Origin of the sequence: Glaciecola sp. SC05 (assembly GCF_041380235.1) — a bacterium.
GTDB lineage: Bacteria > Pseudomonadota > Gammaproteobacteria > Enterobacterales > Alteromonadaceae > Glaciecola.
Genome location: NZ_JBGIYY010000015.1, coordinates 69,824 through 93,687, shown reverse-complemented (window position 1 = coordinate 93,687; position 23,864 = coordinate 69,824). Strand labels below are relative to the sequence as shown.

Sequence of the window (23,864 nt, the reverse complement as noted above, 5' to 3'; positions counted from 1 at the left end):
TCACACCAATCATCAATGTGTAATGTCCTAGAGTTGTTAACTCTAGGGCATAAGAATTACCAACTGCTATTAAAGCAATGTATACTACGGCCTTTATTTTAACGTCACTGAGCATTAATAGCGGTCTGATATGCAGAAATTCGATCTTGACACTTTTCAGGGCTTAATCCTTGCCCTCCAGGACTATTGGGCGCAACAAGGTTGCGTGATTATTCAACCACTAGATATGGAAGTTGGCGCTGGCACTTTTCACCCAATGACCTTTTTACGCTCACTTGGCCCAGAGCCTATGAACAGTGCCTATGTGCAGCCCTGCCGACGCCCTACAGACGGACGTTACGGTGAGAACCCTAACAGACTGCAACACTACTATCAGTTTCAAGTCATGCTCAAACCTTCTCCTGAGAACTTTCAAGAACTTTATCTTGGCTCACTAAAGATGCTTGGATTCGATCCCCTTGTTCATGACATTCGCTTTGTTGAAGACAACTGGGAGTCACCAACTTTAGGCGCTTGGGGCTTAGGCTGGGAGATCTGGCTTAACGGCATGGAAGTCACGCAATTTACATACTTTCAGCAAGTGGGCGGGATTGAATGCAAACCCGTTACTGGCGAAATTACTTATGGTTTAGAACGCTTAGCAATGTACATGCAAGGTGTCGATAGCATATATGATTTGGTTTGGACGAAGGGTCCATTTGGCACAGTAACGTATGGCGATGTGTTTTTACAAAACGAAAAAGAGCAGTCCGCTTATAATTTTGAACATGCTGATGTAGCATTTTTGTTTGAAACCTTTGAGCAATGCGAGAAGGCCTGCGAAAAACTCATTGAAGCACAACTGCCCTTACCTGCCTATGAGCAAGTAATGAAGGCCTCCCATGCGTTTAATATGTTAGATGCGCGCCATGCGATATCGGTAACCGAGCGTCAAGGTTATATCCTGCGAGTGAGAACGCTCTCTAAAGCAGTCGCACAGATGTATTTCGACTCAAGAGAAGCACTTGGCTTCCCACTTTGTAAAGAATCTCATTCAACTCCTGCTGCCGTAGGAGCAAAATAAATCAATGAATATGCCATTACACACTCTTTTAATTGAACTTGGAACTGAAGAGCTCCCACCAAAGTCTTTAAAACAGCTTACCAGTAGCTTTGAACAAGGCATTATCAGCGAACTCGAAAAGCAAGGCTTCGCTTTCGAACAAGCATTTGCCTATGGCGCGCCACGTCGCTTGGCAATTCGCCTAACACGTTGCCAACGCGTACAAGACGACAAAGAAGTTGAAAAGCGCGGTCCAGCAGTGGCGACAGCCTTTGATGCCGATGGAAAACCAACCAAAGCAGCTTCAGGTTGGGCGCGAGCAAACGGCATTGAAGTGGCCGATGCCCAGCGCCTCGTCACTGACAAGGGTGAATGGTTGCTTCACAAAGCGCTAGTGCCCGGTCAGCGTTTAGATACCGTAATAGAAGACATTATTCAAAAAGCCCTCAAACAGTTGCCAATTCCTAAAGCTATGCGCTGGGGCGCATTTGACGCTGAATTTATACGACCCGTGCATACACTCTGCGTTATGTACGGTGAAGAAGTGTTGCCGGTAAACGTACTCACTATTGACTCATCGAATCAATGTTCAGGTCATCGCTTTCATGGTGAACATAGATTTACAATTGAACATGCCGATAGTTACGAAAGCCAACTTAAAGCACAGTATGTTATCGCAGATTACGCAGCAAGAACCGCTGCAATAGCCGAGCAACTGCAGAGTAATGCTTCCCAGCTTGGTTTGGTCGCCGATTACGATCAGACACTACTTGAAGAAATATCTTCTTTGGTTGAGTGGCCAGTGGTATTGCAGGCTAAATTTGAAAGGCGTTTTTTACAAGTCCCTAAAGAAGCTCTCATTTACACCATGAAAGACGACCAAAAATATGTGCCTTTACTTACCAGTGACGGTCAGCTGTCAGAGACGTTTTTGTTTGTATCTAACATAGAAAGCAAAGATCCTAGCCAAGTTATTGCGGGCAACGAAAAGGTTATCCGCCCGCGCTTATCCGACGCCGAGTTTTTCTTTGAGAGCGATAAAAAAACCTCGCTCGCAGACAAGGCAGCTAAACTTCAAGATATATTGTTTCAAAAATCGCTAGGGACTGTTGCCGATAAAAGCGCTCGCGTCGCAAGCATTACCCAAATCATTGGCCACATGATCAATGCCGATACCGCGACGCTCGCACATGCAAAGCGAGCTGCAGAACTTGCCAAAGCTGATTTAGTATCAAACATGGTCATGGAATTTACCTCTGTTCAAGGCGTGATGGGCAGACACTACGCTGAACATGATGGTGAATCAGCAGAAGTAGCCGTCGCTATAGAAGAACAATACTTACCGCGCTTTGCTGGCGATAAACTTCCTGCCACCCAAGTTGGCTTATTAGTCTCATTGGCTGAGAAACTCGATACCCTAGTAGGAATATTTGGTGTGAACCTCATCCCTAAGGGTGACAAGGACCCCTTTGCCTTAAGACGAAGTGCAATCGGCATTTTAAGAATGCTGGTTACCTTTAAATTAGATATACAAATAGGTGAACTAATTAACGCTGTTACCGCCGAATTTGGTGATTTACTAAAAAATAAAGACACTGCTCAGCAAGTCACCGACTTCTTGTTTGATCGCTGCAAGCCCTTTTATGGTGATCAAGGTATTGGTGCGGATATTGTTAATTCGGTAATGACGGTAAATACGACTGGCTCATTAAGCGATATTGATAAGCGAGTCTTAGCCGTATCGGCCTTTAGCCAACACAGCGCAGCCGCCAGCTTAGTTGCTGCAAACAAGCGGGTGGCGAATATCCTAAGTAAAAACGATATTTTGTTTGCACAAGAACAGAGTGTTGACCTTGCATTACTGACGCAAGCCGAAGAGCGCGATTTGTATGAAGCATTTTTGCACACCAAATCAAGCTTAGCGAAAAGTTCGGTAAATCTCGATTATCAGCAAATACTAAGCGAATTAAGTGCGCTCAAAGAGCCATTAGATGCGTTTTTTGACAAGGTTATGATAATGGCAGATGATGAAGCGGTGAAAGATAACCGAATTTGTTTGATATCCAATGTTCGCGGTTTGTTTTTATCCGTGGCAGATATCTCAGTATTGAATATTTAGATATGCGATCGCAGTTGAGTTAATGCCCATGTCAAAACCACACAAAATATTGTTTCTTGCCAGCGTATTCGCCATTACCGGCTGCGCAGTGCCAAGCACATCTGAGCTTTTCTCAACGACGCCTGAAAAAAACTATAGCAACGTCTATCTACGCGGCGTCTTTAACTGGTGGGAAGCCACTGACGCTTTTAAGTTTAAAGTAGTAGATGAATATACATTGAGTGTTGACGTTGAGCTTATTGCCGATGGTCAACCTTATGACTTTAAAGTCGCTGACAATACTTGGTCGCCCGCGTTTAATTGTGGTTTAGCCACACAAAGCGCTGCAATGAGTATTAACGTAGACGTTGAGCTGTATTGTTATAGTGACTCGTTAAATCTGCAATTTACGCCCTCTGAAACCGCTACCTATCGATTTGAGCTAGATGTCTCAAATAATCAGTACCCAGAATTAAAAGTCACGGCAATTAACTAGTGCTGGATCCAACACTCGCATTAGTCGCTGTTGGTTTACTTTCAATAAGCTGCCAGTTTATTGCACACAAAGTAAAGCTCCCTGCGATACTTTTTTTGTTACTTGCCGGCATTATTATAGGTCCTGTGACCGGCACTTTTACTGCAGACGGGCTCTTTGGCGATCTGTTATTCCCGATCGTTTCCTTAGCCGTCGCGATTATACTTTTTGAAGGCGCATTAACACTCAAATTCAGCGATATTAGTGGGCATGGGAATATGGTTCGCAATCTGTGCTCTACAGGGGTATTTGTAACGTGGATAGTGGTTACCCCGATCGCATACTATTTCCTTGATATACCGTTGGGACTGGCAGCCTTACTAGGGGCTATTATCACCGTCACAGGGCCAACAGTTATAGTGCCGATGCTACGTACCGTGAGGCCATCGAGTAAGATAGGTAATATTCTGCGTTGGGAAGGCATTGTCATCGATCCGATTGGTGCCTTACTGGCAGTCCTTGTTTTTGAATTTATATTAACGCAGCAAGATGCCTTAACCCACACCCTGCTCGCTTTCGGCCAAACTATTCTGTCTGGATTGCTAATAGGCGGCCTGACAGGCTACCTGCTGGGCTTATCTCTGCGTCATAAACTCATTCCTCACTATTTACAGAATACCGCTACCTTGACCCTTATGCTTGCGGGCTTTGCATTCTCTAATGCACTGGCTCACGAATCGGGGCTTTTAACCGTCACCGTTGCCGGCATGATCCTGGCGAATATGAAGAATGTGGATGTATCGGATATTCTAGAGTTTAAAGAAACTCTCAGCGTTTTGTTGATCTCTGGCTTGTTCATTTTATTGGCGACCAGAATGGATTTCAGTGCCATTCAAGCTGTTGGTATGGGAGCGGTTGTAGTAGTGATCGTAGTAATGTTCATTGCCCGCCCTGCCGCCGTTTTCGCCTCTGCACTTGGCACTAATTTGAGCTTAAAAGAAAAACTGTTATTAAGCTGGATCGCGCCGCGCGGGATTGTTGCAGCGGCAGTAAGCGCTCTTTTTGCATTAAAGTTAGAAGCCGAAAATTACCCGCAGGCAGAAGTGCTTGTACCCATGGTATTTCTGATCATTATCGCCACCGTTGTAACACAAAGCCTTACATCAGCGAAAGTCGCTGAGTATCTTGGTTTGCGCTCACCAGAAGCCAATGGTTTGTTTTTGTTTGGTGGCAGCCATTTTTCTCGCGCTTTAGCCGTTGAACTTCAAAAGAATAATGTGCCAGTTATTCTTGCAGATACGAACTGGGACACGGTAAAAGAAGCACGAATGGCAAATACTAAAACGTATTTCGGTAACCCCATGTCAGAGCATGCGCAGCGCCATTTAGATTTAACTGCAATTGGCTCAGTTCTAATACTGTCTCCTTACCGACAGCTCAATCCGTTAGTGATGATGCACCTTGAACATGAGTTAGGCAAAGAGGCGACCATTTTAGGACTGAACACCAAAGAAAGTGAAGGGATGACAAGTCATCAGGTCTCAGAAGCTTATGCGAAAAAGCTTGCGCTTTTTGATGCTCATGTGACCTACAGCTATTTAGCTAGTGCGATGAAAAGAGGCGCTATAGTCAAAACAACAGCACTCACAGAAGAGTTTACCTATCAAAACTATCTAGCTCAATATGAAAACGAACTTATACCCCTAGTTTATTTGGCTGAACGTAAAGTTGGTGTTTTTTCAGGTAATAAAACGATTACGCCCAAACCTGGCTGGAGAATTATCAGCTTGATCCTTAAACCTGGTGTTGAGCACTCAAGTCAATTAAGTAAAGATAAGGCCGACGCTTAAGGTGTTTGTATTGTATATTTATGCTCTTGGCTTACGACTATCAAAGATCGTTTTCATTTGATTGGCGAAAGCCACAAACTTCTCTCTCATCGTGGTTTTAACCTTTATATTGATACCCGTAAACAAGGCTAAACCTTCTATAGTGATGGTAGGTGCTTGGCGTGAAGCAATAGATGGAGCTTTATTGTTGACTCCACCAAAGACACAGAATATCTTTGAGACAACATTAACGTTTTCGGAGACATAAATATTATCGCCGCTAAAGATGCCTAAAATCTTAATCGTGACATTTGGGGATGTAAAACGAGCATCAGTAAAATCAATGTCAGCGCCACCAAAAATACTAATGACTGTAATTGTTTTAGGGACCGTCCAATGCCCTGTTCGGTCGGAGCCACCGAAGATATTCACAATGGTGTCAGATTCATCTGTCGCTTCATCATGATAGTTCACAGAAAACTGCCGTTCCTTATGTTGCTTAATAGTTGCGTCGGGGGCGTCATCTAAGTCTTCAATCTGTTTAACCATTTCAAGGTGCGACGTCGTCTCAATCACAACATCGAGTCTTCTTTCAAATGCTTCGCTTGAAATGAAGCCGTGGCTATAGTTGTGCACTAGGACGTCAATAACTTCTTCTTTTACCGTTTCAATGGGTCTATCTTCTAGTTTTACCGGCACCTTAATATTCCTTTAATATAGCGCGATGAGTTGAATTTCCCACACGCGAATGACCATAGCTTGTAATAATGCATAGTTCGTGCCTACAATAATAGTCAATAAATTCAGGTATTTGTAGTTAAAAACATGCTATGTAGTAGTCGTTTTGTTAATAAGTTGAGCAAATTAGCCATTATTTGGTATGTATATTAAGCTACTTAGTTAAATTATATGTGTTCGTTTTTTATCGAAATCACTCATTCATGACAGTTTCTTAGAGGATATTTCCACGGTGCACAATCATGGACCATTTATCGTATTATCGGTGTTGTTTTTACTTTTCGGATTGGTGTCCAAGTTAGCCGATCGTTCCTACTTCACCGCACCGATGGTATTTATGTTCGTTGGTGCATTTATCGCATACTTTAATGCTGACCTTGTTGCGCTGCATATAAGCTCTTTAGAGGTTAAGTTTATAGCCGAAGTTACCCTAATCATCATTTTATTTACCGATGCCTCATTGATTCGCTTTAGACGTTTAAAACAAGTTTTAGTAGGCATTCCGGGGCGGCTCTTAGGCATCGGATTACCCTTAACAATGCTTTTGGGAGCGCTGTCTGCTATCGTCTTGTTCCCAGAATTTGATATATGGTTAGCGTTATTAGTTGCATTGATTTTGTCGCCAACCGATGCTGCCTTGGGGCAAGCTGTTATCAAAAATGCCAACGTACCAGAAAAAATTCGCAGGGCCATTGGCGTAGAAAGTGGTTTAAATGATGGAATTGCCTTACCACCTATATTAATGGCCATAGCCGCAGTTAGTATCAGTGAATCACATGATAGTAACAGCGGGCACTGGCTTAGCTTCATGGCAATGCAACTGATATTAGGCCCTTTAATTGGCGCACTAATTGGAAAGCTTGGCGGTACGTTAGTCGATTGGGCTGCTAGCCGAGATTGGATGAATAGTACATTTCAACAGTTAAGCGGGGTCTCTCTAGCGATACTCGGATATTCATGCGCTGAACTAATCGGCGGGAATGGATTTATAGCGGCCTTTTTTGCGGGACTGATGTTTAGTTCTAAACTTGAAATATTAAGACAGCGAAGCGCCGCATATGGAGAAGCACACAGTGAGCTGCTGTCTTTAGGTGTATTCTTTATTTTGGGTGTAAGCGCAGTACCCTTTTTCTTTCCGTTTTGGGATGTGAGGGCGCTAATCTATGCTTTGTTCAGTTTAACGATTATCAGAATGTTGCCGGTATTTGTTAGTTTAATGGGAAGCGATTTGGACACCTACAGCAAGTTATTCATCGGTTGGTTTGGGCCTAGAGGTATCGCGTCTGTATTATACTTACTCATCGTAATAACTGATATTGGTGTTGTCGGTTTTGAATATCCACTCTCAATCATTGTTCTAACGATCTGTATTAGCGTTTTTGCACACGGCGCGTCAGCAACACTGTTATCAAATGTATTTAATAGACCATCAAATAAAAATAGAACTTAATCCTGTTTATCATCGGTGTTGAGAGATATGAACAATCTAGAACAATAAAAAAGCGGTGCTATTTAACAGCGCCGCTTTTTTATTTGTTTTAATCTTATGATGATCTTTTAGACGTCCAAGTTTTCGACGTTAAGCGCGTTTGTTTCGATAAACTCACGACGGGGTTCGACCTGATCGCCCATTAAGGTTGTAAACAGTTGGTCCGCTCCTATTGCGTCTTCAATGGTGACCTGCAACATTCGGCGTGAAGCTGGGTCCATAGTCGTTTCCCATAGCTGCTCAGGATTCATTTCTCCTAAGCCTTTATAGCGCTGAATATATTGTCCACGTTTGGCCTCAGCCATTAGCCAATCAAGTGCCTCTGCAAAGGTGGTCACTGCTAGCGTTTTTTCACCACGTTTGACATATGCACCCTCTTCCATCAGGTTATTAATCGTTTGGTTTAAAGACATCATCTTTTGATATTCAGGAGAAGACATAAACTCTTGATTTATATAGTATTCATAGTCAATACCGTGCCGTTTCATGATTATAACAAGCTCGTTTTTGTTTGACTCATCGAGCCTAATCTCAAACAAGAAACTTTGACCAGTGTCTTCCGCGCTACTTAAGTTCGTAACAAGCTCCTCGCCTAATAAAGTCAACTTAGACTTATCATCTAGCATGCCTTGATCAAGAATATCTGAATAAACGAGCTGTGTTAAAATAGAGGTCGGCATTCTGCGGCTCATTCTACCAATCATCGTAAATGTTGACTGATATAAACGAACCATGTTTTCTAAAGCAATACCTTGTATCGCTGGAGCTGCTTCACTGACATATAAACTTGCACCATCCACAGCAATATTAGTAAGGTGGTCAGTCAATGCTGGCTCATCTTTTAAATACTGCTCTTGTTTACCTTTTTTGATTTTATATAGAGGCGGTTGAGCGATAAATATGTGACCACGCTCTATCATCTCTGGCATTTGACGATAGAAGAACGTCAGTAAAAGCGTTCGAATATGCGACCCATCAACGTCAGCATCGGTCATAATAATAATACTGTGATAGCGAAGTTTGTCCGGATTATATTCATCCCTGCCAATGCCACACCCTAGAGCAGTTATAAGAGTTGCCACTTCTTGTGACGACAGCATTTTGTCGAATCGTGCCTTTTCAACGTTAAGAATTTTACCTTTCAAGGGCAGAATTGCTTGGTTTTTACGATTGCGACCTTGCTTAGCAGAACCGCCAGCAGAGTCCCCTTCCACAATATAAAGCTCAGAAAGTGCTGGGTCTTTTTCTTGGCAGTCGGCCAGTTTGCCTGGCAAGCCGGCTAAATCTAATGCTCCTTTGCGGCGCGTCATATCTCGCGCCTTACGAGCAGCTTCTCGTGCACGAGCAGCGTCTATGATCTTGTTTACAATAATGCGGCTGTCACCTGGGTTTTCAGCTAAAAAGTCTGTAAATTCCTCACCCATAGTACCTTCTACCGCTGACTTTACTTCAGAAGAAACTAATTTGTCTTTTGTTTGTGAAGAAAATTTGGGATCTGGAACTTTAACTGAAATAATTGCGGTTAAACCTTCTCTGGCATCATCTCCGCTAGCGCTTGTCTTGTTCTTTTTATTATAACCCTCTTTTTCCATGTAAGTGTTCATGGTCCGAGTAAGTGCGCCTCTAAAACCTGCTAAATGAGCGCCACCGTCACGTTGAGGAATATTATTCGTAAAACAAAAAATATTTTCTTGAAATCCATCGTTCCATTGCATGGCAACTTCGATAGATATGCCATCTTCCCTATCAACACTGAAATAAAATGCATTTGGATGAATAGTAGTTTTGTTTTTATTAAGGTACTCGACAAAGGCTCTTATACCGCCTTCATAATGAAAGTGCTCTTTACGACCATCTCTTTCGTCTTCAAGAATGATCGATACGCCCGAATTAAGAAACGACAACTCTCGAACGCGTTTGGCAAGCAAGTCAAAGTGGAATACCACGTTGGTAAAGGTTTCTTCACTTGGCCAAAAACGAATGGTCGTACCGGTTTTTTGCGTGTCACCAACCGGGGCTAGAGGAGCAACTGGCACACCCATAGAATATTCTTGCTCATATACCTTACCACCGCGACGAATGGACATTTTTAGTTTGCGTGATAAGGCGTTTACGACTGATACACCTACGCCATGTAAGCCACCCGAGACCTTATAAGAGTTGTCATCGAATTTTCCGCCGGCATGCAGTACGGTCATGATTACCTCTGCGGCCGAAACACCTTCTTCTTCGTGGATGTCAGTTGGTATTCCACGACCATCATCACTAACAGAAACAGAGTTATCAGAATGAATTTTAATAACGATATCGTTGCAATGACCCGCTAAGGCCTCATCAATTGAATTATCAACGACTTCAAACACCATATGGTGCAAACCAGTTCCATCATCGGTATCACCGATATACATCCCTGGACGTTTTCGAACTGCATCTAAGCCTTTTAAGACTTTAATATTCGTCGAGTCATAACTATTTTCTGACATCTTTACTCCTCTTGCACGCGATTATGTTTCACGTGGAACACTTTTTTATTGTTATATTTTGCTGCAAATGAAAGTTGATCTTTTTCAATTGCGGTGACAAATACTTGGGCATCTTCCGCGACCACCGTATCCAAAAAAAACTCTCTTGTATCGACATCTAACTCTGCAGCTATATCATCAACCAAAAAAATACAGCTTTTTCCAGTATATTCTTTCAACAATCTTACCTCTGCAATTAACAGCAAAGATACTAACACCCGCAACTGACCACGAGACAAATATTCGGAAGCGGCCTTACCGTTTACTAAAAACTGAATATCAGCTTTATGAGGACCTGACGATGTGCTGCCTCTTATTAGATCTTTTTCAGTTTTGGCACCTAGAGCATCTTGCAAACTGAGGTCTTTATCCCATCCGAGATTATACCTTAAATCAATCTCTACATCAGGTTTAAATTCGCTATATAAGGCCTTTAACTGAGCATTTAAGGCATTTAAATACCTTTGCCTAAATCCCGTGATAATTTCGCCGTGTCGAGCGATAATTGATGACCATACGTCTTGCTCAGAAAGTGCAGCTGGACCTTTTTTGTACATCTGCTTTAATAGCGCATTTCTTTGTTCTAGCGCGCTCATATAAGATTTACTGGCATGAATAAATGAATGTTCCACGTGAAACACAAGCCAATCAATAAATCGACGTCTCAACATCGGAGGACCCAAAATTAAATCACTACTTTGAGGAGTGAATATTTGAATGGGGAGAACTTTTGCTAGATCAGAAATACGTTTCGTTTTTTCAGAATTAACATTAAACATGAAACCGTCCGATTTAGAACGAGTTGCACCTAACACTTGCTCCCCTTCTACCCCTGAATATTTGCAAAAGCTTGTTGCTGCTTCACATTCATTTTGAATGATGGTGTTAGCTTTACTTGTTCTAAAGGAACGTCCATAACCCAATATGTGAATAGCTTCGAGCACGCTCGACTTACCCGCACCGTTTAATCCATAAAAAAGATTAAACGATGCAGATGGTTTTATCGTAGCTTCTGAAAAGTTGCGGAAATGATTTAACCGCAACTGTGTGATATGCATAGTTTAGTTAACTAGAGTCTCATTGGCATGATGACATATTGTGACGACTCATCTTCTACCAATTGATCATTTTCTGTCTTCATACCATGAACAAGCGCACTTGCATTTGAATCGGACAGCTTAAAGATAACCGACTGTGAATCAATGGCATTAAGTGCATCAATTAAATACGCCACATTAAAACCGATTTCTAGAGACTCAGCGTTGTAATCGACCTCTATTATTTCTTCTGCTTGCTCTTGTTCAGGATTAGTCGCCGTTATTTTTAATTCACCAGGATCAAGATTCAGTCTCACGCCTTTAAATTTTTCGTTGGTTAAGATCATCGCTCGAGAAAACGCACTCTTTATTGCCTCTCGGTTAACCACTAAGCCCTTGTCAGTATTTTTCGGTACAACCCTATTGTAATCAGGGAAGCGTCCATCAACTAACTTGCTCGTAAAAATATAAGATGTGCTGAAGATACGAATGTGGTTGGAGCCTATTTGTACTTTAATATTAGCATCAGATTCATCTATTAAACGTGAAATCTCCATCACACCTTTGCGTGGAATGATTACCTGTTTAACCGGTAATTGACCACCAGAGTAATCATGTACCGCCATCGCCAAACGATGGCCATCTGTTGCAACGGTACGAATTTCATTTTCACTGGTCTCCAAACTCATTCCGTTTAAATAGTAGCGAACATCTTGCTGAGCCATAGAAAACTGAACTGAATCAATGAGATGCTTTAAAGTATGCTGACTAATTTCAAATTCACTTTCACCTTCCCAATCCTCCAAATTCGGGTAGTCGTCTGCTGACAATGTCGAAAGTGAATAGCGAGCGCGACCAGACTTCAGTACCGCCTTGTTTTCCGTAACCTCAAAACTAATGCTAACGTCATCTGGTAAGCCTCTCACAATATCCAATACTTTTTTGGCAGGCACTGTAATTTGACCATCTGAATGTTCACCCGTTAAAGGAACATTTGCAATAAGCTCGACTTCCAAGTCGGTGCCTGTCATCCACAGTGAACCTTCATTTACCTTTAAGAGTAAATTCGCCAATATTGGCAATGTATGACGGCGCTCGACCGCACCAGAAACTAACTGTAAGGGCTGTAGAAAACTTTCGCGGCTGATCGTAAAATTCATTTTTTATTCTCAATTAGATGCTAAGACGATAACGTTCGGATCAAGTTCTTATAGTCTTCCTTAACGTCGTGATTTTCAGCTCTCAACTGTGTGACTTTTCTGACTGCATGCAACACCGTGGTGTGATCCTTCCCACCAAATGCATTACCAATCTCAGGCAAGCTTTGATTAGTCAGTTCTTTAGAAAGCGCCATGGCGATTTGTCGAGGCCGAGCAACACTTCTTGTTCTTCTTTTTGACAGTATATCTGAAACTTTTATTTTATAATAATCAGCAACTGTTTTTATAATGTTATCAATAGTAACTAACTTATCTTGCAAGGCAAGTAAATCTCGCAAAGCATCTCTAACAAAATCAATAGTAATTGGTCTGCCAGTAAAATTTGCGTTAGCAATTACACGATTGAGCGCACCTTCTAGTTCCCTAACATTGGACCGCAGCCTTTTAGCGATGAAAAATGCGACCTCGTTGGGCAGGTCAATTTTATTCTCATGAGCTTTTCTCATCAGAATTGCAACGCGTGTTTCTAACTCAGGCGGCTCAATCACAACCGTCAGACCCCAGCCAAAGCGAGACTTTAACCTATCTTCAACGCCATCAATTTCTTTTGGATACCGGTCTGAGGTCAATATAATCTGTTGATTACCCTCTAATAGAGCATTGAAAGTATGAAAGAACTCTTCCTGAGAGCGGTCCTTTTTGGCAAAGAATTGAATATCGTCAATCAGCAAGGCATCAACCGAACGATAAAAGCGCTTGAAATCTTCAATCGCATTGTTCTGAAGTGCTTTAACCATATCTTGTACAAACCGCTCCGAATGCATATATACAATTTTCGCGTTCGGCTTATTCGCAACGATACCGTTTCCAACCGCATGAATTAGGTGGGTTTTGCCAAGACCAGTACCGCCGTATAAAAATAATGGGTTATACGAATGACCGGGATTTTCTGCAACCTGCACTGCTGCAGCCCGAGCCAATTGGTTCGATTTACCCTCTACAAAATTTTCGAAGGTATACTCTGGTTTCACATTACTTTTGTGCTGATTCAGTTTAGGCAAAGGCATCGTTGACGATGCTTTACTGTTGCGCGAAAGCAACTCTTTAGCGCTGAAATCATGTATTGATAAGGCCGGCGAATTACCAGGGTTTTGATTATATGTAGGAAGCTCTGTACACTTTTCGAGTAATTCAGGCTGCTTTACCAGCAGTTCGAGAACCAGTGGTGGCGCATCTGCCCCATAAATTTGTGTAAGTGTTTCTACAATTAATACATAATATTCATCTTTTACCCAAGACAATACGAATTTATTCGCAGCAAATAAATGTAGACTCTCACCATCGAAGTGAGACTTTAGGGGTTTTAACCAAGTATTAAACTGCTCACTAGATATTTCGTGCTTTAACACGCTTAAACATTTTTCCCAGCTAACAGCCAAAATACACTCCGTGCTTCCATTATGAGACATAAATCTAAACGTAGCCGGCAAATATAAGGCAAATACTAGTTTTTATCCACAACCAATATCAACTAAAGCCTCTATAATGCCCTCTATGTATCCATAATTATATTAACACACTGTATTTTAAGCATATTATAATTTGTTATAGTAACTTTGTTTCATATAATCTGATTTTCAATCAGATTATATCTGCACTTTTTGTACCAATAATTAAATTAAAATGCTCTATTTCGTCCTACTTGCGATTCCCTTTGTGGATAAATCACTAACTTTAGATGCGCCTGTGGATATACCAAAACATCCAAAGGCAAATGAATGATCACATCGAAAAAACCTGAACAGCATAAAAACACATTATTTTTGGCGCTTAAGCCTTGACTTTACATGCGTAGATCACTAGTATTCCGCGTCCGATAAATACCGGTGGTCGCGTCATTTAAACTTTAACAAAATGATATGCTGAATACCCCCTAAACAATGATATGAGAAACGGTCATGAAAAGAACTTTTCAACCAAGTAATATAAAGCGTAAGCGTTCTCACGGTTTCCGTGCTCGCATGGCCACTAAAAATGGTCGCAAAGTAATAGCAAACCGCAGAGCGAAAGGCAGAAAACGTTTATCAGCATAACAGTTCACTCACTCCCGTGAGCGAGCAGCTTAAATGTTTCCCGAGGGAGTCAAGACTCTTGACTCCTCGGCAGTTTACTTTCGTTTTCGAAAAAGCGATTCCTGCAGTATCCCCCACTCTTACTATCCTTGCTAGATTTAACGAGGCATCAAGCCCACGTTTAGGAATTACTGTTCCCAAAAAGAAAGTGAAATTGGCGGTGCACAGAAATAGAATCAAACGCTGTATACGCGAAAGCTTCCGATTATATGCGCACCAGTTACCAAATGTTGATATTATAGTCGTCGCAAAACAGGGTATAGGGCAACTAGACAATGCAAGTATTCATGAGCAACTGCACAAACTCTGGGGCCGGTTGGTAAAAAGATGTCAATAAACACGTCTGAATCCAGCAAGCAATCCACACCGATATTAACGTTGCCGCTAATTTGGATTATTCGCGCTTATCAGTTACTTATATCGCCATTTCTAGGTCAAAATTGCAGGTTTTATCCCAGTTGTTCGTGTTATGCTCACCAAGCTTTGAAAACCCACGGTCTGGCAAAAGGAAGTTTACTCGCAGTAAAACGCATCAGTAAGTGTCACCCAATGCACCCAGGCGGCATCGACCATGTCCCTGAACGTAGACAAAAAGACTAATATTGTATAAATGAGAGATTTATGGAATCGCAAAGAAGTATCCTGATTATTGGTTTATTACTTGTAAGCTTTTTACTTTGGATAGAATACCAAGATGCAAACGCGCCACAAACTGTGCCAACTGAAGCCGCGCCGAGCACCACCCAAACACTCGATGCGCAAGCGAATGCAGGTATCCCTTCTGTAAACAATATCGTAGCAGATGCCTCGTCTTCTCTTGATATTCCCACAGACCTTGAAAACAACAGCGCACCTGCCCCATTAGTTGCTGACACCAATACCAGTCGCTACATTGATGTAATAACCGACACTTTTCATGTCACTATCGATTTGGTTGGTGGCGATGTAGTACAAGTTGATTTGATCCAGTTTCCTGTTACTCAAGGTGCCGATGATTCTTACCAAATGCTAAGCCCACAGGATGCAACCTTATATATCGCGCAGAGCGGTCTGATCGGACAAGATGGTCCTGACGGATCGGGCGGCAGACCAAAATTTAATGCAACCAGCAGCGAATTTGTAATGAGCGGCCAGCAACAGTTGAGCATACCTCTAACCTGGCAATCTGCTGAAGGTTTAAGCGTAACAAAAACCTTTGTTTTTTCTAGCAACAGCCACACTATAGGTGTCGACTACAATATCCAGAACAACACCGCAAATACCGTTCAGATGCAGCAATTTGCTCAGCTTAAGCAAACGCTTAATGAACAGAGCGGTGGTTCAATGTTTATGCCTACTTTTAGGGGCGCCGCTTTTGGCACCCAAGACGATGTTTATGACAAACTCCCATTCGGTGATATTGAAGATGAAAGCCTGCGTATCGCAACAGTTGGTGGCTGGACTGGTATGCTCGAACATTACTTTGTCTCTGCATGGGTACCTCCACAAGAAGAGACCAATACGCTTTATTCTCGCATCGTACAAAATACTGCAATCATTGGATATACCGGTCAAAGCATTGTAATTAACAGCGGCGAGACTGGCGCTGTCTCATCACAGCTTTATGTAGGTCCAAAAGATCAAGAAGTGTTAGCGCAACTTGCCCGTGGACTCGATTTGACTGTTGACTATGGAATATTGTGGTGGATTGCTCAACCACTGTTTGAACTGCTTAAGCTTATCCAATCATATGTAATCAACTGGGGTTTAGCCATCATCATCATTACTCTGGTTGTAAAAGGTGCAATGTATTGGCTTACCAAGAAACAATACGAGTCAATGGCAAAAATGCGCAACTTAGCGCCTAAAATGGCACAATTAAAAGACCGCTATGGCGATGATCGTCAAAAAATGTCTCAAGCCATGATGGAAATGTACAAGAAAGAAAAGGTCAACCCAATGGGCGGTTGTTTCCCGCTTCTTTTACAAATGCCGATATTCTTAGCCCTTTACTGGGTATTGCTTGAAAGCGTTGAATTACGCCATGCAGAGTTTTTCTTGTGGATCACTGATTTATCGGTACCCGACCCATTCTTTGTATTGCCAATATTAACTGGCGCCAGTATGTTCCTACTGCAAAAGTTACAACCTATGACGATTCAAGATCCGCTACAGCAAAAACTCTTGCAGTATATGCCTGTCGCAATGTCTATATTCTTCTTCTTTTTCCCAGCAGGACTAGTTCTGTATTGGTTAATCAGCAACTTGGTTACCTTGGTTCAAGCAAAGATAATATATGCATCTATGGAAAAACGCGGTATCAGCGCAAAGTCATAACAGCATTACTATTTAAATGGCCCGCTTTTGCGGGCTTTTTTGTGCCTATTGCGTTTATAATATCCAAGTGGTGAACACACCGCTAACATTTATTAAAGCAGCAACTTAAGGAAGTTTAATTATGCCTTCATTTGATATTGTTTCTGAACTCAATAGCGTCGATGTAAAACATGCTGTGGAAAATGCCAGCAGGGAATTATCAACCCGTTTTGATTTTCGTGGCGTAGATGCCTCATTAGAATATAAAAACGAAACGGTGATCATGTCTGCCGAAGGCGACTTTCAACTTCAACAGCTCCAAGACATATTACGAACCAGTTGTTCGAAACGAAACGTTGATACTCGTGCAATGAAAGTAAATCCATATGAACATTCTGGTAAAACATATCGTCAAGTCATTGATTTTAAACAGGGTATCGACCAAGAACTTGGCAAACGTATGGTTAAACTGATCAAAGATAAAAAAATCAAAGTCCAAGCATCTATACAAGGTGATCAATTGCGGGTTACCGGTAAAAAAAGAGATGATTTGCAGGCTGCCATGGCCCTACTAAAAGCTGAAGATTTGCCTCTGCCTATTCAATTTACTAACTTTCGAGACTAATTAAGCTTATTTAATGACTGACTTTGCCTTACATACTGACACTATTGTTGCACAAGCCACTTCACCTGGTCGTGGCAGTGTTGGCATTATTCGCGTATCTGGACCAAATACCAAACAAATAGCAACCATTATTTTGGGCAAATGCCCTGCACCTCGCCAAGCCGTATATCAGCCATTTAATGACACTGACAAAAAAGTCATCGACGAGGGTATTGCACTATTTTTTAATAACCCACACTCTTTTACAGGAGAGGACGTTCTAGAACTTCAGGGTCACGGTGGCCAAGTCGTTATGCAATTGTTGCTAGAAGCGTGTCTTAATACGGGTTTAGCTCGTCTTGCTAAGCCTGGTGAATTTAGTGAACAGGCATTCTTGAATGATAAGATGGATCTAACTCAAGCTGAAGCAATCGCCGATTTAATTAACGCTTCTTCTGTACAAGCGGCAAAAAGCGCGGTCAAAAGCCTGCAGGGAGAATTTTCTAAGTATATCCGCACACTCGTAGATGAAGTTATCCACTTACGCATGTATGTAGAAGCCGCTATTGATTTTCCTGAAGAAGAAATTGATTTTCTCGCCGATGGTAAAGTCCAAAGCTACCTACATGAGATTGTCACTCAACTTGAAAAAGTCAAACAGCAAGCAAAACAAGGCTCATTACTTCGAGACGGCATGCATGTAGTCATCGTTGGCAGACCCAATGCCGGTAAATCGAGTTTAATGAATGCGCTTTCTGGAAGAGACTCGGCTATCGTTACCGATATTGCTGGCACTACTCGGGATGTACTTAAAGAGCATATCCACATTGATGGCATGCCCCTCCATATTATTGATACTGCAGGCCTAAGAGAAAGTGTCGATGCCGTTGAAAAGATAGGTATTGAAAGAGCATGGCAAGAAATACATCGAGCTGACCGAATACTCTTTATGATCGATGCACAATCTGAATCAGCTGATCAGCCCGAACTCATCTGGCCAGAGTTTTTTGCACAACTTCCCAGCGATATTGGTTTAACCATTATTCGTAATAAATGTGACTTAACAAAAGAGATAGCCGGCCTAGACGAAACACAAACGTATCCGGTTTTGCGCATATCAGCAAAAGAACATCAGGGCATAGAAGCATTAAAAGCGCATCTAAAAGCATGTATGGGATTTGACCAAGCAGGCGAAGATCAGATTATTGCCCGACAGCGTCATATTACTGCACTATTAGCAGCAGACGAACATATACAACAAGGAAAAGCTCAGCTTGAGGGTTATATGGCAGGTGAGCTGTTAGCAGAAGAGCTGCGAATAGCACAGCAATACTTAAATGAAATTACCGGAGAATTTACCTCTGACGACTTACTCGGTAAAATATTTTCCTCATTTTGCATTGGTAAATGAGCCGCCGTAAAGTTTTTGCGTTTTAGTAAACAAAACATAGGACACTATTGTGAAATTTGAAATTATTGTTGGTTCGGTTTTAGGCGCAAGTGAGTATGTTGCAGAAGCCGTTGAAGAAAAATTAAAGGCAAAAAACTACGAAGCAATAGTGCACTTTCAACCAGAACTAACTAATATTAATTTTGAAAATATCATTATTATTGTCACTTCCACGCACGGCGCCGGTGATCTTCCTGATAATATTCAAACCTTCCAACAAGAACTATCTAAACAAATATTGCCCCACACAAAATTTATGGTTATTGGCTTAGGTGATAGTAGCTACGACACATTCTGCCAGGGTGCTATAACCATGGAGGAGACCTTTACTCAAGTTGGCGCAAATCTAATACATCCACCTATTCATATTGATGTTTTGCATCATCCCGTGCCAGAAGATGAAGCATTAGTATATTTAGATAAGGTACTTACCGTCCTGTGAATAGTCTTGAAATTAACGCACTTTCTCAGCCCCTATCTAACGAAGCACGCGTGTTGTATTGTTTGTATCTGCGTCCATTGGCTGACGCAAGTAACACCGGTATCAACATCAACAATAAACTTATATTAGCCCTTTTGAATGGCCACCAACCTCGCATACAGTTGGGCAGAGAAATCAGTGCATTATTTGAAGAACTTCATCAGGTAGGTTTAATTAATATCGTAGGCGATTACAGCTTTAATCGTAGCTTAAACAATCATGCAGTACTGTTACCATTAAGTAATATCAATGTTGACCTAGAAGATGTGGATCTGCATCAGCAACATCAAAAAATGAGCCTTAACTGGCGTCCCAATCTTTCATTATTTACCCAGGTTTGCCAGTTAGTAGGCGTCATAGAAGCATATTTTGATGCAGATGAACTCGGTGAATTTATTGCCTATTGGCTAGGAAGACCAGAAGTACTACAAACACCGTATCAATGGACACAAAAATTTGTGTTACATTTAAAACAACGAAGGATCAGAACGCCCGCGCAAGGCGCCAAATCTAAAGTAGGACACCAATGGGTTGAGCCTAAAGCAGGCATTGAGTTTGATGACAATGTCAAAAAATTGGTCCAAAAATACAGTGAAAAATAATGAAAAGCTTACAAGATAGATTGAACGATATAGGCAGAGCCTTAGGTAAAGACGTCGATACCTTAAATAAGAATGCTCAGCCCTACGATTATAAACGACAGCGCGCAGAGTATGACGCCTTAGCCAATCTTGAAGTCACTAAACTACAGCAGCAGAGTAAACAAAAGCGCGTCGAGACCCTCTATGGTCAGTCAGAGCTCAATAAACACTGGACATTTGATAGTTTGAGAAAAGATGCACCTGATGTTATTGAAGCGATTAGCATCGCCGAATCGTTTATTGCTGCGCATAAAGATCCTAGGTGGCGAAAAAGTAATGCACATATGATGTTATTTTACGGTGATTATGGCCGTGGTAAATCTCATATTGCAGGTGCTATTGCACATCAACTCATTCAAAAATTTGAAACTACGGTACTCTATCGTCAACTACAAACCTTATTAGAAATGCGCTTTTTTTCCTACGATTATCAAGCAGACGACAATGCTTCTCAGCAATTTAGAGAAATTAATAAACAGCTTCACGACGTTGATTTACTGATTTTAGATGAAGTCTGTGTAAATGAAACAGTGTTAAAAAAGAGCGCACAAAGCTGGCTAGGCAATCTATTGAGGCAGCGCGCCGCCAATAATAAAAATTGCATAATAATCACCAATCATAATCTCGCAGAGCTCGAGAAAGCCCTTGGACGCTACTGCTTTGAATCAATGAAAGAATATGAAACCTATAAAGTTAGGTTCCAAGGACCGAGTCGACGCGAAGCAATAAACCAAGGACAGGCAGAACCTTCTAATCAGCAAAGCGGTGGTTACAGACCAAACGAAATTTAATAAAATTTGTTTGTTTTTTCGTCTATTCATCCATTCTGATTAAAAAAATGCCATTATTTTGCCTGTGGATAAAAGCTGTACAACCATGTGAAGATCGTTCTGATAAGATCTGGATAGAATTTTTGAAATATTGACCTGTGGATAATGTGCGTATTTACCTACAAGTTACTGAACACTTATTGGCGACTTATCCATAGGATAAAATTTACTTAACATACTGATATTTAAAACTAAAAATACCTTTTCCACAGAAAGTACGTCCCTTAATAATAGTAATAATAAAGATCTCTAGTATATATCTTTATATATATTAGCCAGGCTTAAAAGCTCACATTCATCGGTAAATTCAATTTTAAAAATATAGATTTGATGATTTAAAATCTACTGTATGCTACCTGCAGATTATAAAACGAAAACAGCCTCACAGAATTAAAAAATGCTTAATTAATAAGCATTTTCAAATTGAATAAGTTCATATACAATATGCGCCCTTTTTTAAAGGCTTATAGCTAGCAAGACGTTTACGGTGGAAAACATGTTTTATCAGCAAGATTTTGATGTGATTGTGATAGGGGGTGGGCATGCAGGCACCGAAGCTGCGATGGCTGCTGCTCGCATGGGTGCATCAACCCTGTTGCTAACGCATAGCGTAGAGACTCTCGGTCAAATGTCTTGCAACCCAGCCATTGGCGGTATTGGTAAAGGTCATTTAGTCAAAGAAATTGATGCCTTAGGTGGCGTCATGGCTAACGCTATCGACAAAGCGGGTATTCAATTTCGCACTCTTAACTCGTCAAAAGGGCCTGCAGTAAGAGCAACTCGTGCACAAGCAGACAGGACCTTGTATCGTATTGCGGTCCGCAATATGCTCGAAAATCAAGAAAACTTAACGTTATTTCAACAGTCATGTGATGATTTAATTATCGAAAATGACACGGTCACCGGTGTTGTTACCCAAATGGGATTGAAGTTTCGTGCTAAGACAGTAGTTTTAACAGTTGGCACATTTTTAGGGGGAACGATTCACATCGGCCTTGAAAATTATAAAGGCGGAAGAGCTGGTGACCCACCTTCAATCGCGCTTGCCGATAAATTAAGAGCTATGCCGTTTAGAGTAGATAGACTGAAAACCGGCACACCTGCCCGACTCGATGCACGCACCTTAGATTTTTCAGTCATGGAAAAACAAGCAGGTGATACACCTTTACCGGTGTTTTCATTTATGGGAAAAACTGAGGATCATCCTCAGCAGATCCCTTGTTATATTACACATACCAATGAAAATACTCATGACATCATTCGTTCAGGTCTAGATCGGTCGCCGATGTACACAGGTGTTATTGAAGGAGTAGGACCAAGGTATTGTCCATCTATCGAAGATAAAATAACACGTTTTGCAGATAAAAATTCGCATCAAATATTTGTTGAACCTGAAGGTTTAAATAGCATAGAAGTTTACCCAAACGGTATCTCTACTAGCTTACCATTTGATATTCAAATGGCCTTGGTTAGGTCAATAAAAGGCTTTGAAAACGCTCATATTATTCGTCCCGGTTATGCGATTGAATATGACTTTTTTGATCCTCGCGACCTCAAACAAACCTTAGAGACTAAATTCATTAAAGGGTTATTTTTTGCTGGACAAATTAACGGCACAACCGGCTATGAAGAGGCTGGTGCACAAGGTTTAATTGCTGGGGCAAATGCTGCCCTGCAGGTACAACAAAAAGACAGCTTACAATTGGGTCGCGATCAAGCTTATATGGGCGTGTTGATTGATGATTTAGCCACTATGGGTACCAAAGAACCCTACCGTATGTTTACCAGTCGTGCAGAATATCGTTTGCTACTCAGAGAAGATAACGCTGATGTTCGGTTAACAGAGATTGGGCGGAGTATTGGACTGGTCGATGATCAACGATGGGCTGCTTTTGAAATTAAAATGGAACAAGTTGCCTTAGAAAAACAACGATTAGCGCAGCAGTGGATTCATCCGAGCCATCCAGTTACCGAGCAATTAAATGCTATGCTCAAAACACCGGTGAGTAAGGAACACTCTTTAGAGGAAATTATCCGCAGGCCTGAAATGACCTATGAACGTCTAATGAGTATTGATTCAATAGGACCGGGCTTAAGCGATCCAAAAGCTGCTGAACAAGTTGAAATTCAAATAAAATATGCTGGCTATATTAGTCGTCAACAGGATGAAATCGCAAAATCGCAACGTCATGAAAATGCACTATTGCCAATAGATTTCGACTATTCAAAAATTTCCGGTTTATCTAATGAAGTGGTTGCTAAGCTAAGTGAAGCACGTCCAGAAACGCTCGGAAAGGCCTCACGTATTTCAGGTATTACGCCTGCTGCCATTTCGCTATTACTGGTGTATTTGAAAAAACACAGCATGATGCATAAACAAGCGCGTAAGACTGCCTAGTGTATAACACACAAACACAGCTCAAAGAGCAGTTAGTAAACTTAATCGCGCAGACAACACTGTGCGTAACCGAGCAGCAAATAGACACCATAATCGGTTTCGTGCTGCTAATGAATAAGTGGAACAAAGCCTATAATCTTAGTTCGGTGCGGGAACCGGACCAGATGCTTGTCAAACATATTATGGATGCTCTGGTAGTTGCTCCATTTATTAATGGACAGCGTATTGCTGATGTCGGGACAGGGCCTGGCTTACCCGGTGTGCCGCTGGCTATTGTATTTCCAGAAAAACAATTCACATTAATCGATTCTCTTGGTAAACGTATACGCTTTATTAAACAAGCTTGTTACGAGTTAAAAATTACCAACGTTAATGCGATTCAATCGAGAGTTGAAGACCTATTGTCAGATCCTTTATTTGACACGGTTATCAGCAGAGCCTTTGCTTCGTTGAGCGATATGCTTAATTGGTGTGAGCATTTAGTCGACAATAATGGAGAATTCCTTGCCTTAAAGGGGCAACTGCATCAAGATGAACTGAGCGAAGTACCAAAGCAGTTTACGGTGGCACAAACAACCGCGCTTTACGTACCATCATTAATTGGCGAACGCCACTTAGTTAGTATTCATAAACAATAGCAGGA

The 23,864-nt window shown here is 41.5% G+C and carries 21 protein-coding genes; 16 read left to right on the top strand and 5 right to left on the bottom strand.

What is annotated here, in order from left to right; all coding sequences use genetic code 11:
* The first annotated feature begins 130 nt into the window (after positions 1–130).
* Genes glyQ through AB9H30_RS14160 form a run of 4 tightly spaced genes read left to right on the top strand, consistent with a single transcriptional unit; the run spans position 131 to position 5,465 of the window.
* The gene (gene glyQ / locus AB9H30_RS14175; protein WP_371195347.1) at positions 131–1,063 is read left to right on the top strand and encodes a glycine--tRNA ligase subunit alpha; all 933 of its coding nucleotides are present in this window, start codon (positions 131–133) and stop codon (positions 1,061–1,063) included.
* A gap of 10 nt (positions 1,064–1,073) precedes the next feature.
* The gene (gene glyS, locus AB9H30_RS14170) at positions 1,074–3,161 is read left to right on the top strand and encodes a glycine--tRNA ligase subunit beta (RefSeq protein ID WP_371195372.1); all 2,088 of its coding nucleotides are present in this window, start codon (positions 1,074–1,076) and stop codon (positions 3,159–3,161) included.
* 28 nt (positions 3,162–3,189) lie between these two features.
* A complete protein-coding gene (locus tag AB9H30_RS14165; RefSeq protein ID WP_371195346.1) occupies positions 3,190–3,636 on the top strand; it encodes a hypothetical protein in 447 nt (148 codons plus the stop codon).
* Positions 3,636–5,465, top strand: coding sequence for a cation:proton antiporter (locus AB9H30_RS14160; RefSeq protein WP_371195345.1), 1,830 nt, complete (start codon positions 3,636–3,638; stop codon positions 5,463–5,465). Before AB9H30_RS14165 ends, AB9H30_RS14160 begins: the two co-directional genes overlap by 1 nt.
* Before the next feature lie 18 nt (positions 5,466–5,483).
* Here AB9H30_RS14160 and AB9H30_RS14155 read toward each other — a convergent pair whose 3' ends face one another.
* Positions 5,484–6,143, bottom strand: coding sequence for a DUF1707 and DUF2154 domain-containing protein (locus AB9H30_RS14155; protein ID WP_371195344.1), 660 nt, complete (start codon positions 6,141–6,143; stop codon positions 5,484–5,486).
* 271 nt (positions 6,144–6,414) lie between these two features.
* On the opposite strand from AB9H30_RS14155, the gene AB9H30_RS14150 reads away from it, so the two are divergent.
* On the top strand, positions 6,415–7,632 hold the full coding sequence (locus AB9H30_RS14150; protein WP_371195343.1) for a cation:proton antiporter: 1,218 nt from the start codon (positions 6,415–6,417) through the stop codon (positions 7,630–7,632).
* Positions 7,633–7,739: 107 nt separating this feature from the next.
* On the opposite strand, the gene gyrB is transcribed toward AB9H30_RS14150, so the two are convergent.
* Genes gyrB through dnaA form a run of 4 tightly spaced genes read right to left on the bottom strand, consistent with a single transcriptional unit; the run spans position 7,740 to position 13,829 of the window.
* A complete protein-coding gene (gene gyrB / locus AB9H30_RS14145; protein WP_371195342.1) occupies positions 7,740–10,154 on the bottom strand; it encodes a DNA topoisomerase (ATP-hydrolyzing) subunit B in 2,415 nt (804 codons plus the stop codon).
* Positions 10,155–10,156: 2 nt separating this feature from the next.
* Entirely contained in the window at positions 10,157–11,251 is a 1,095-nt protein-coding gene (gene recF, locus AB9H30_RS14140) for a DNA replication/repair protein RecF (protein ID WP_371195341.1), read from the bottom strand.
* Positions 11,252–11,262: 11 nt separating this feature from the next.
* Positions 11,263–12,390 (bottom strand): DNA polymerase III subunit beta, encoded by a 1,128-nt coding sequence (gene dnaN, locus AB9H30_RS14135; RefSeq protein WP_371195340.1) that lies wholly within the window; start codon positions 12,388–12,390, stop codon positions 11,263–11,265.
* Positions 12,391–12,410: 20 nt separating this feature from the next.
* Positions 12,411–13,829, bottom strand: a complete 1,419-nt coding sequence (dnaA, locus tag AB9H30_RS14130; protein WP_371195339.1) for a chromosomal replication initiator protein DnaA — start codon at positions 13,827–13,829, stop codon at positions 12,411–12,413.
* A gap of 519 nt (positions 13,830–14,348) precedes the next feature.
* On the opposite strand from dnaA, the gene rpmH reads away from it, so the two are divergent.
* From rpmH to rsmG, 11 genes are all read left to right on the top strand, one after another.
* Positions 14,349–14,483, top strand: a complete 135-nt coding sequence (rpmH, locus tag AB9H30_RS14125) for a 50S ribosomal protein L34 (RefSeq protein WP_371195338.1) — start codon at positions 14,349–14,351, stop codon at positions 14,481–14,483.
* Between the two features lie 16 nt (positions 14,484–14,499).
* Entirely contained in the window at positions 14,500–14,859 is a 360-nt protein-coding gene (rnpA, locus tag AB9H30_RS14120) for a ribonuclease P protein component (RefSeq protein WP_371195337.1), read from the top strand.
* A complete protein-coding gene (yidD, locus tag AB9H30_RS14115) occupies positions 14,850–15,122 on the top strand; it encodes a membrane protein insertion efficiency factor YidD (protein WP_371195336.1) in 273 nt (90 codons plus the stop codon). Before rnpA ends, yidD begins: the two co-directional genes overlap by 10 nt.
* 21 nt (positions 15,123–15,143) lie before the next feature.
* Entirely contained in the window at positions 15,144–16,838 is a 1,695-nt protein-coding gene (yidC, locus tag AB9H30_RS14110; protein WP_371195335.1) for a membrane protein insertase YidC, read from the top strand.
* 121 nt (positions 16,839–16,959) lie between these two features.
* The gene (locus AB9H30_RS14105) at positions 16,960–17,442 is read left to right on the top strand and encodes a YajQ family cyclic di-GMP-binding protein (protein ID WP_371195334.1); all 483 of its coding nucleotides are present in this window, start codon (positions 16,960–16,962) and stop codon (positions 17,440–17,442) included.
* Positions 17,443–17,455: 13 nt separating this feature from the next.
* Positions 17,456–18,832 carry a tRNA uridine-5-carboxymethylaminomethyl(34) synthesis GTPase MnmE gene (gene mnmE / locus AB9H30_RS14100; protein WP_371195333.1) on the top strand — a complete coding sequence of 459 codons (1,377 nt, stop codon included), beginning with the start codon at positions 17,456–17,458 and terminating at the stop codon, positions 18,830–18,832.
* Positions 18,833–18,881: 49 nt separating this feature from the next.
* Positions 18,882–19,313 carry a flavodoxin domain-containing protein gene (locus AB9H30_RS14095; protein WP_371195332.1) on the top strand — a complete coding sequence of 144 codons (432 nt, stop codon included), beginning with the start codon at positions 18,882–18,884 and terminating at the stop codon, positions 19,311–19,313.
* Complete coding sequence (locus tag AB9H30_RS14090; RefSeq protein WP_371195331.1) at positions 19,310–19,954, top strand: DnaT-like ssDNA-binding domain-containing protein; 645 nt, start codon at positions 19,310–19,312, stop codon at positions 19,952–19,954. Before AB9H30_RS14095 ends, AB9H30_RS14090 begins: the two co-directional genes overlap by 4 nt.
* On the top strand, positions 19,954–20,784 hold the full coding sequence (locus AB9H30_RS14085; protein WP_371195330.1) for a DnaA ATPase domain-containing protein: 831 nt from the start codon (positions 19,954–19,956) through the stop codon (positions 20,782–20,784). The genes AB9H30_RS14090 and AB9H30_RS14085 overlap by 1 nt, the downstream gene beginning before the upstream one ends.
* A gap of 535 nt (positions 20,785–21,319) precedes the next feature.
* Positions 21,320–23,221 (top strand): tRNA uridine-5-carboxymethylaminomethyl(34) synthesis enzyme MnmG, encoded by a 1,902-nt coding sequence (mnmG, locus tag AB9H30_RS14080; protein ID WP_371195329.1) that lies wholly within the window; start codon positions 21,320–21,322, stop codon positions 23,219–23,221.
* On the top strand, positions 23,221–23,859 hold the full coding sequence (gene rsmG / locus AB9H30_RS14075; RefSeq protein ID WP_371195328.1) for a 16S rRNA (guanine(527)-N(7))-methyltransferase RsmG: 639 nt from the start codon (positions 23,221–23,223) through the stop codon (positions 23,857–23,859). The genes mnmG and rsmG overlap by 1 nt, the downstream gene beginning before the upstream one ends.
* Positions 23,860–23,864: the final 5 nt, after the last annotated feature.

Coding starts and splice junctions, on each gene's coding strand:
- mnmG (WP_371195329.1), top strand. CDS start 21,320: ATGTTTTATCAGCAAGATTTTGATGTGATTGTGATAGGGGGTGGGCAT.
- yidD (WP_371195336.1), top strand. CDS start 14,850: ATGTCAATAAACACGTCTGAATCCAGCAAGCAATCCACACCGATATTA.
- glyQ (WP_371195347.1), top strand. CDS start 131: ATGCAGAAATTCGATCTTGACACTTTTCAGGGCTTAATCCTTGCCCTC.
- AB9H30_RS14085 (WP_371195330.1), top strand. CDS start 19,954: ATGAAAAGCTTACAAGATAGATTGAACGATATAGGCAGAGCCTTAGGT.
- gyrB (WP_371195342.1), bottom strand. CDS start 10,154: ATGTCAGAAAATAGTTATGACTCGACGAATATTAAAGTCTTAAAAGGC.
- dnaN (WP_371195340.1), bottom strand. CDS start 12,390: ATGAATTTTACGATCAGCCGCGAAAGTTTTCTACAGCCCTTACAGTTA.
- AB9H30_RS14165 (WP_371195346.1), top strand. CDS start 3,190: ATGTCAAAACCACACAAAATATTGTTTCTTGCCAGCGTATTCGCCATT.
- AB9H30_RS14105 (WP_371195334.1), top strand. CDS start 16,960: ATGCCTTCATTTGATATTGTTTCTGAACTCAATAGCGTCGATGTAAAA.
- rpmH (WP_371195338.1), top strand. CDS start 14,349: ATGAAAAGAACTTTTCAACCAAGTAATATAAAGCGTAAGCGTTCTCAC.
- mnmE (WP_371195333.1), top strand. CDS start 17,456: ATGACTGACTTTGCCTTACATACTGACACTATTGTTGCACAAGCCACT.
- glyS (WP_371195372.1), top strand. CDS start 1,074: ATGCCATTACACACTCTTTTAATTGAACTTGGAACTGAAGAGCTCCCA.
- yidC (WP_371195335.1), top strand. CDS start 15,144: ATGGAATCGCAAAGAAGTATCCTGATTATTGGTTTATTACTTGTAAGC.
- recF (WP_371195341.1), bottom strand. CDS start 11,251: ATGCATATCACACAGTTGCGGTTAAATCATTTCCGCAACTTTTCAGAA.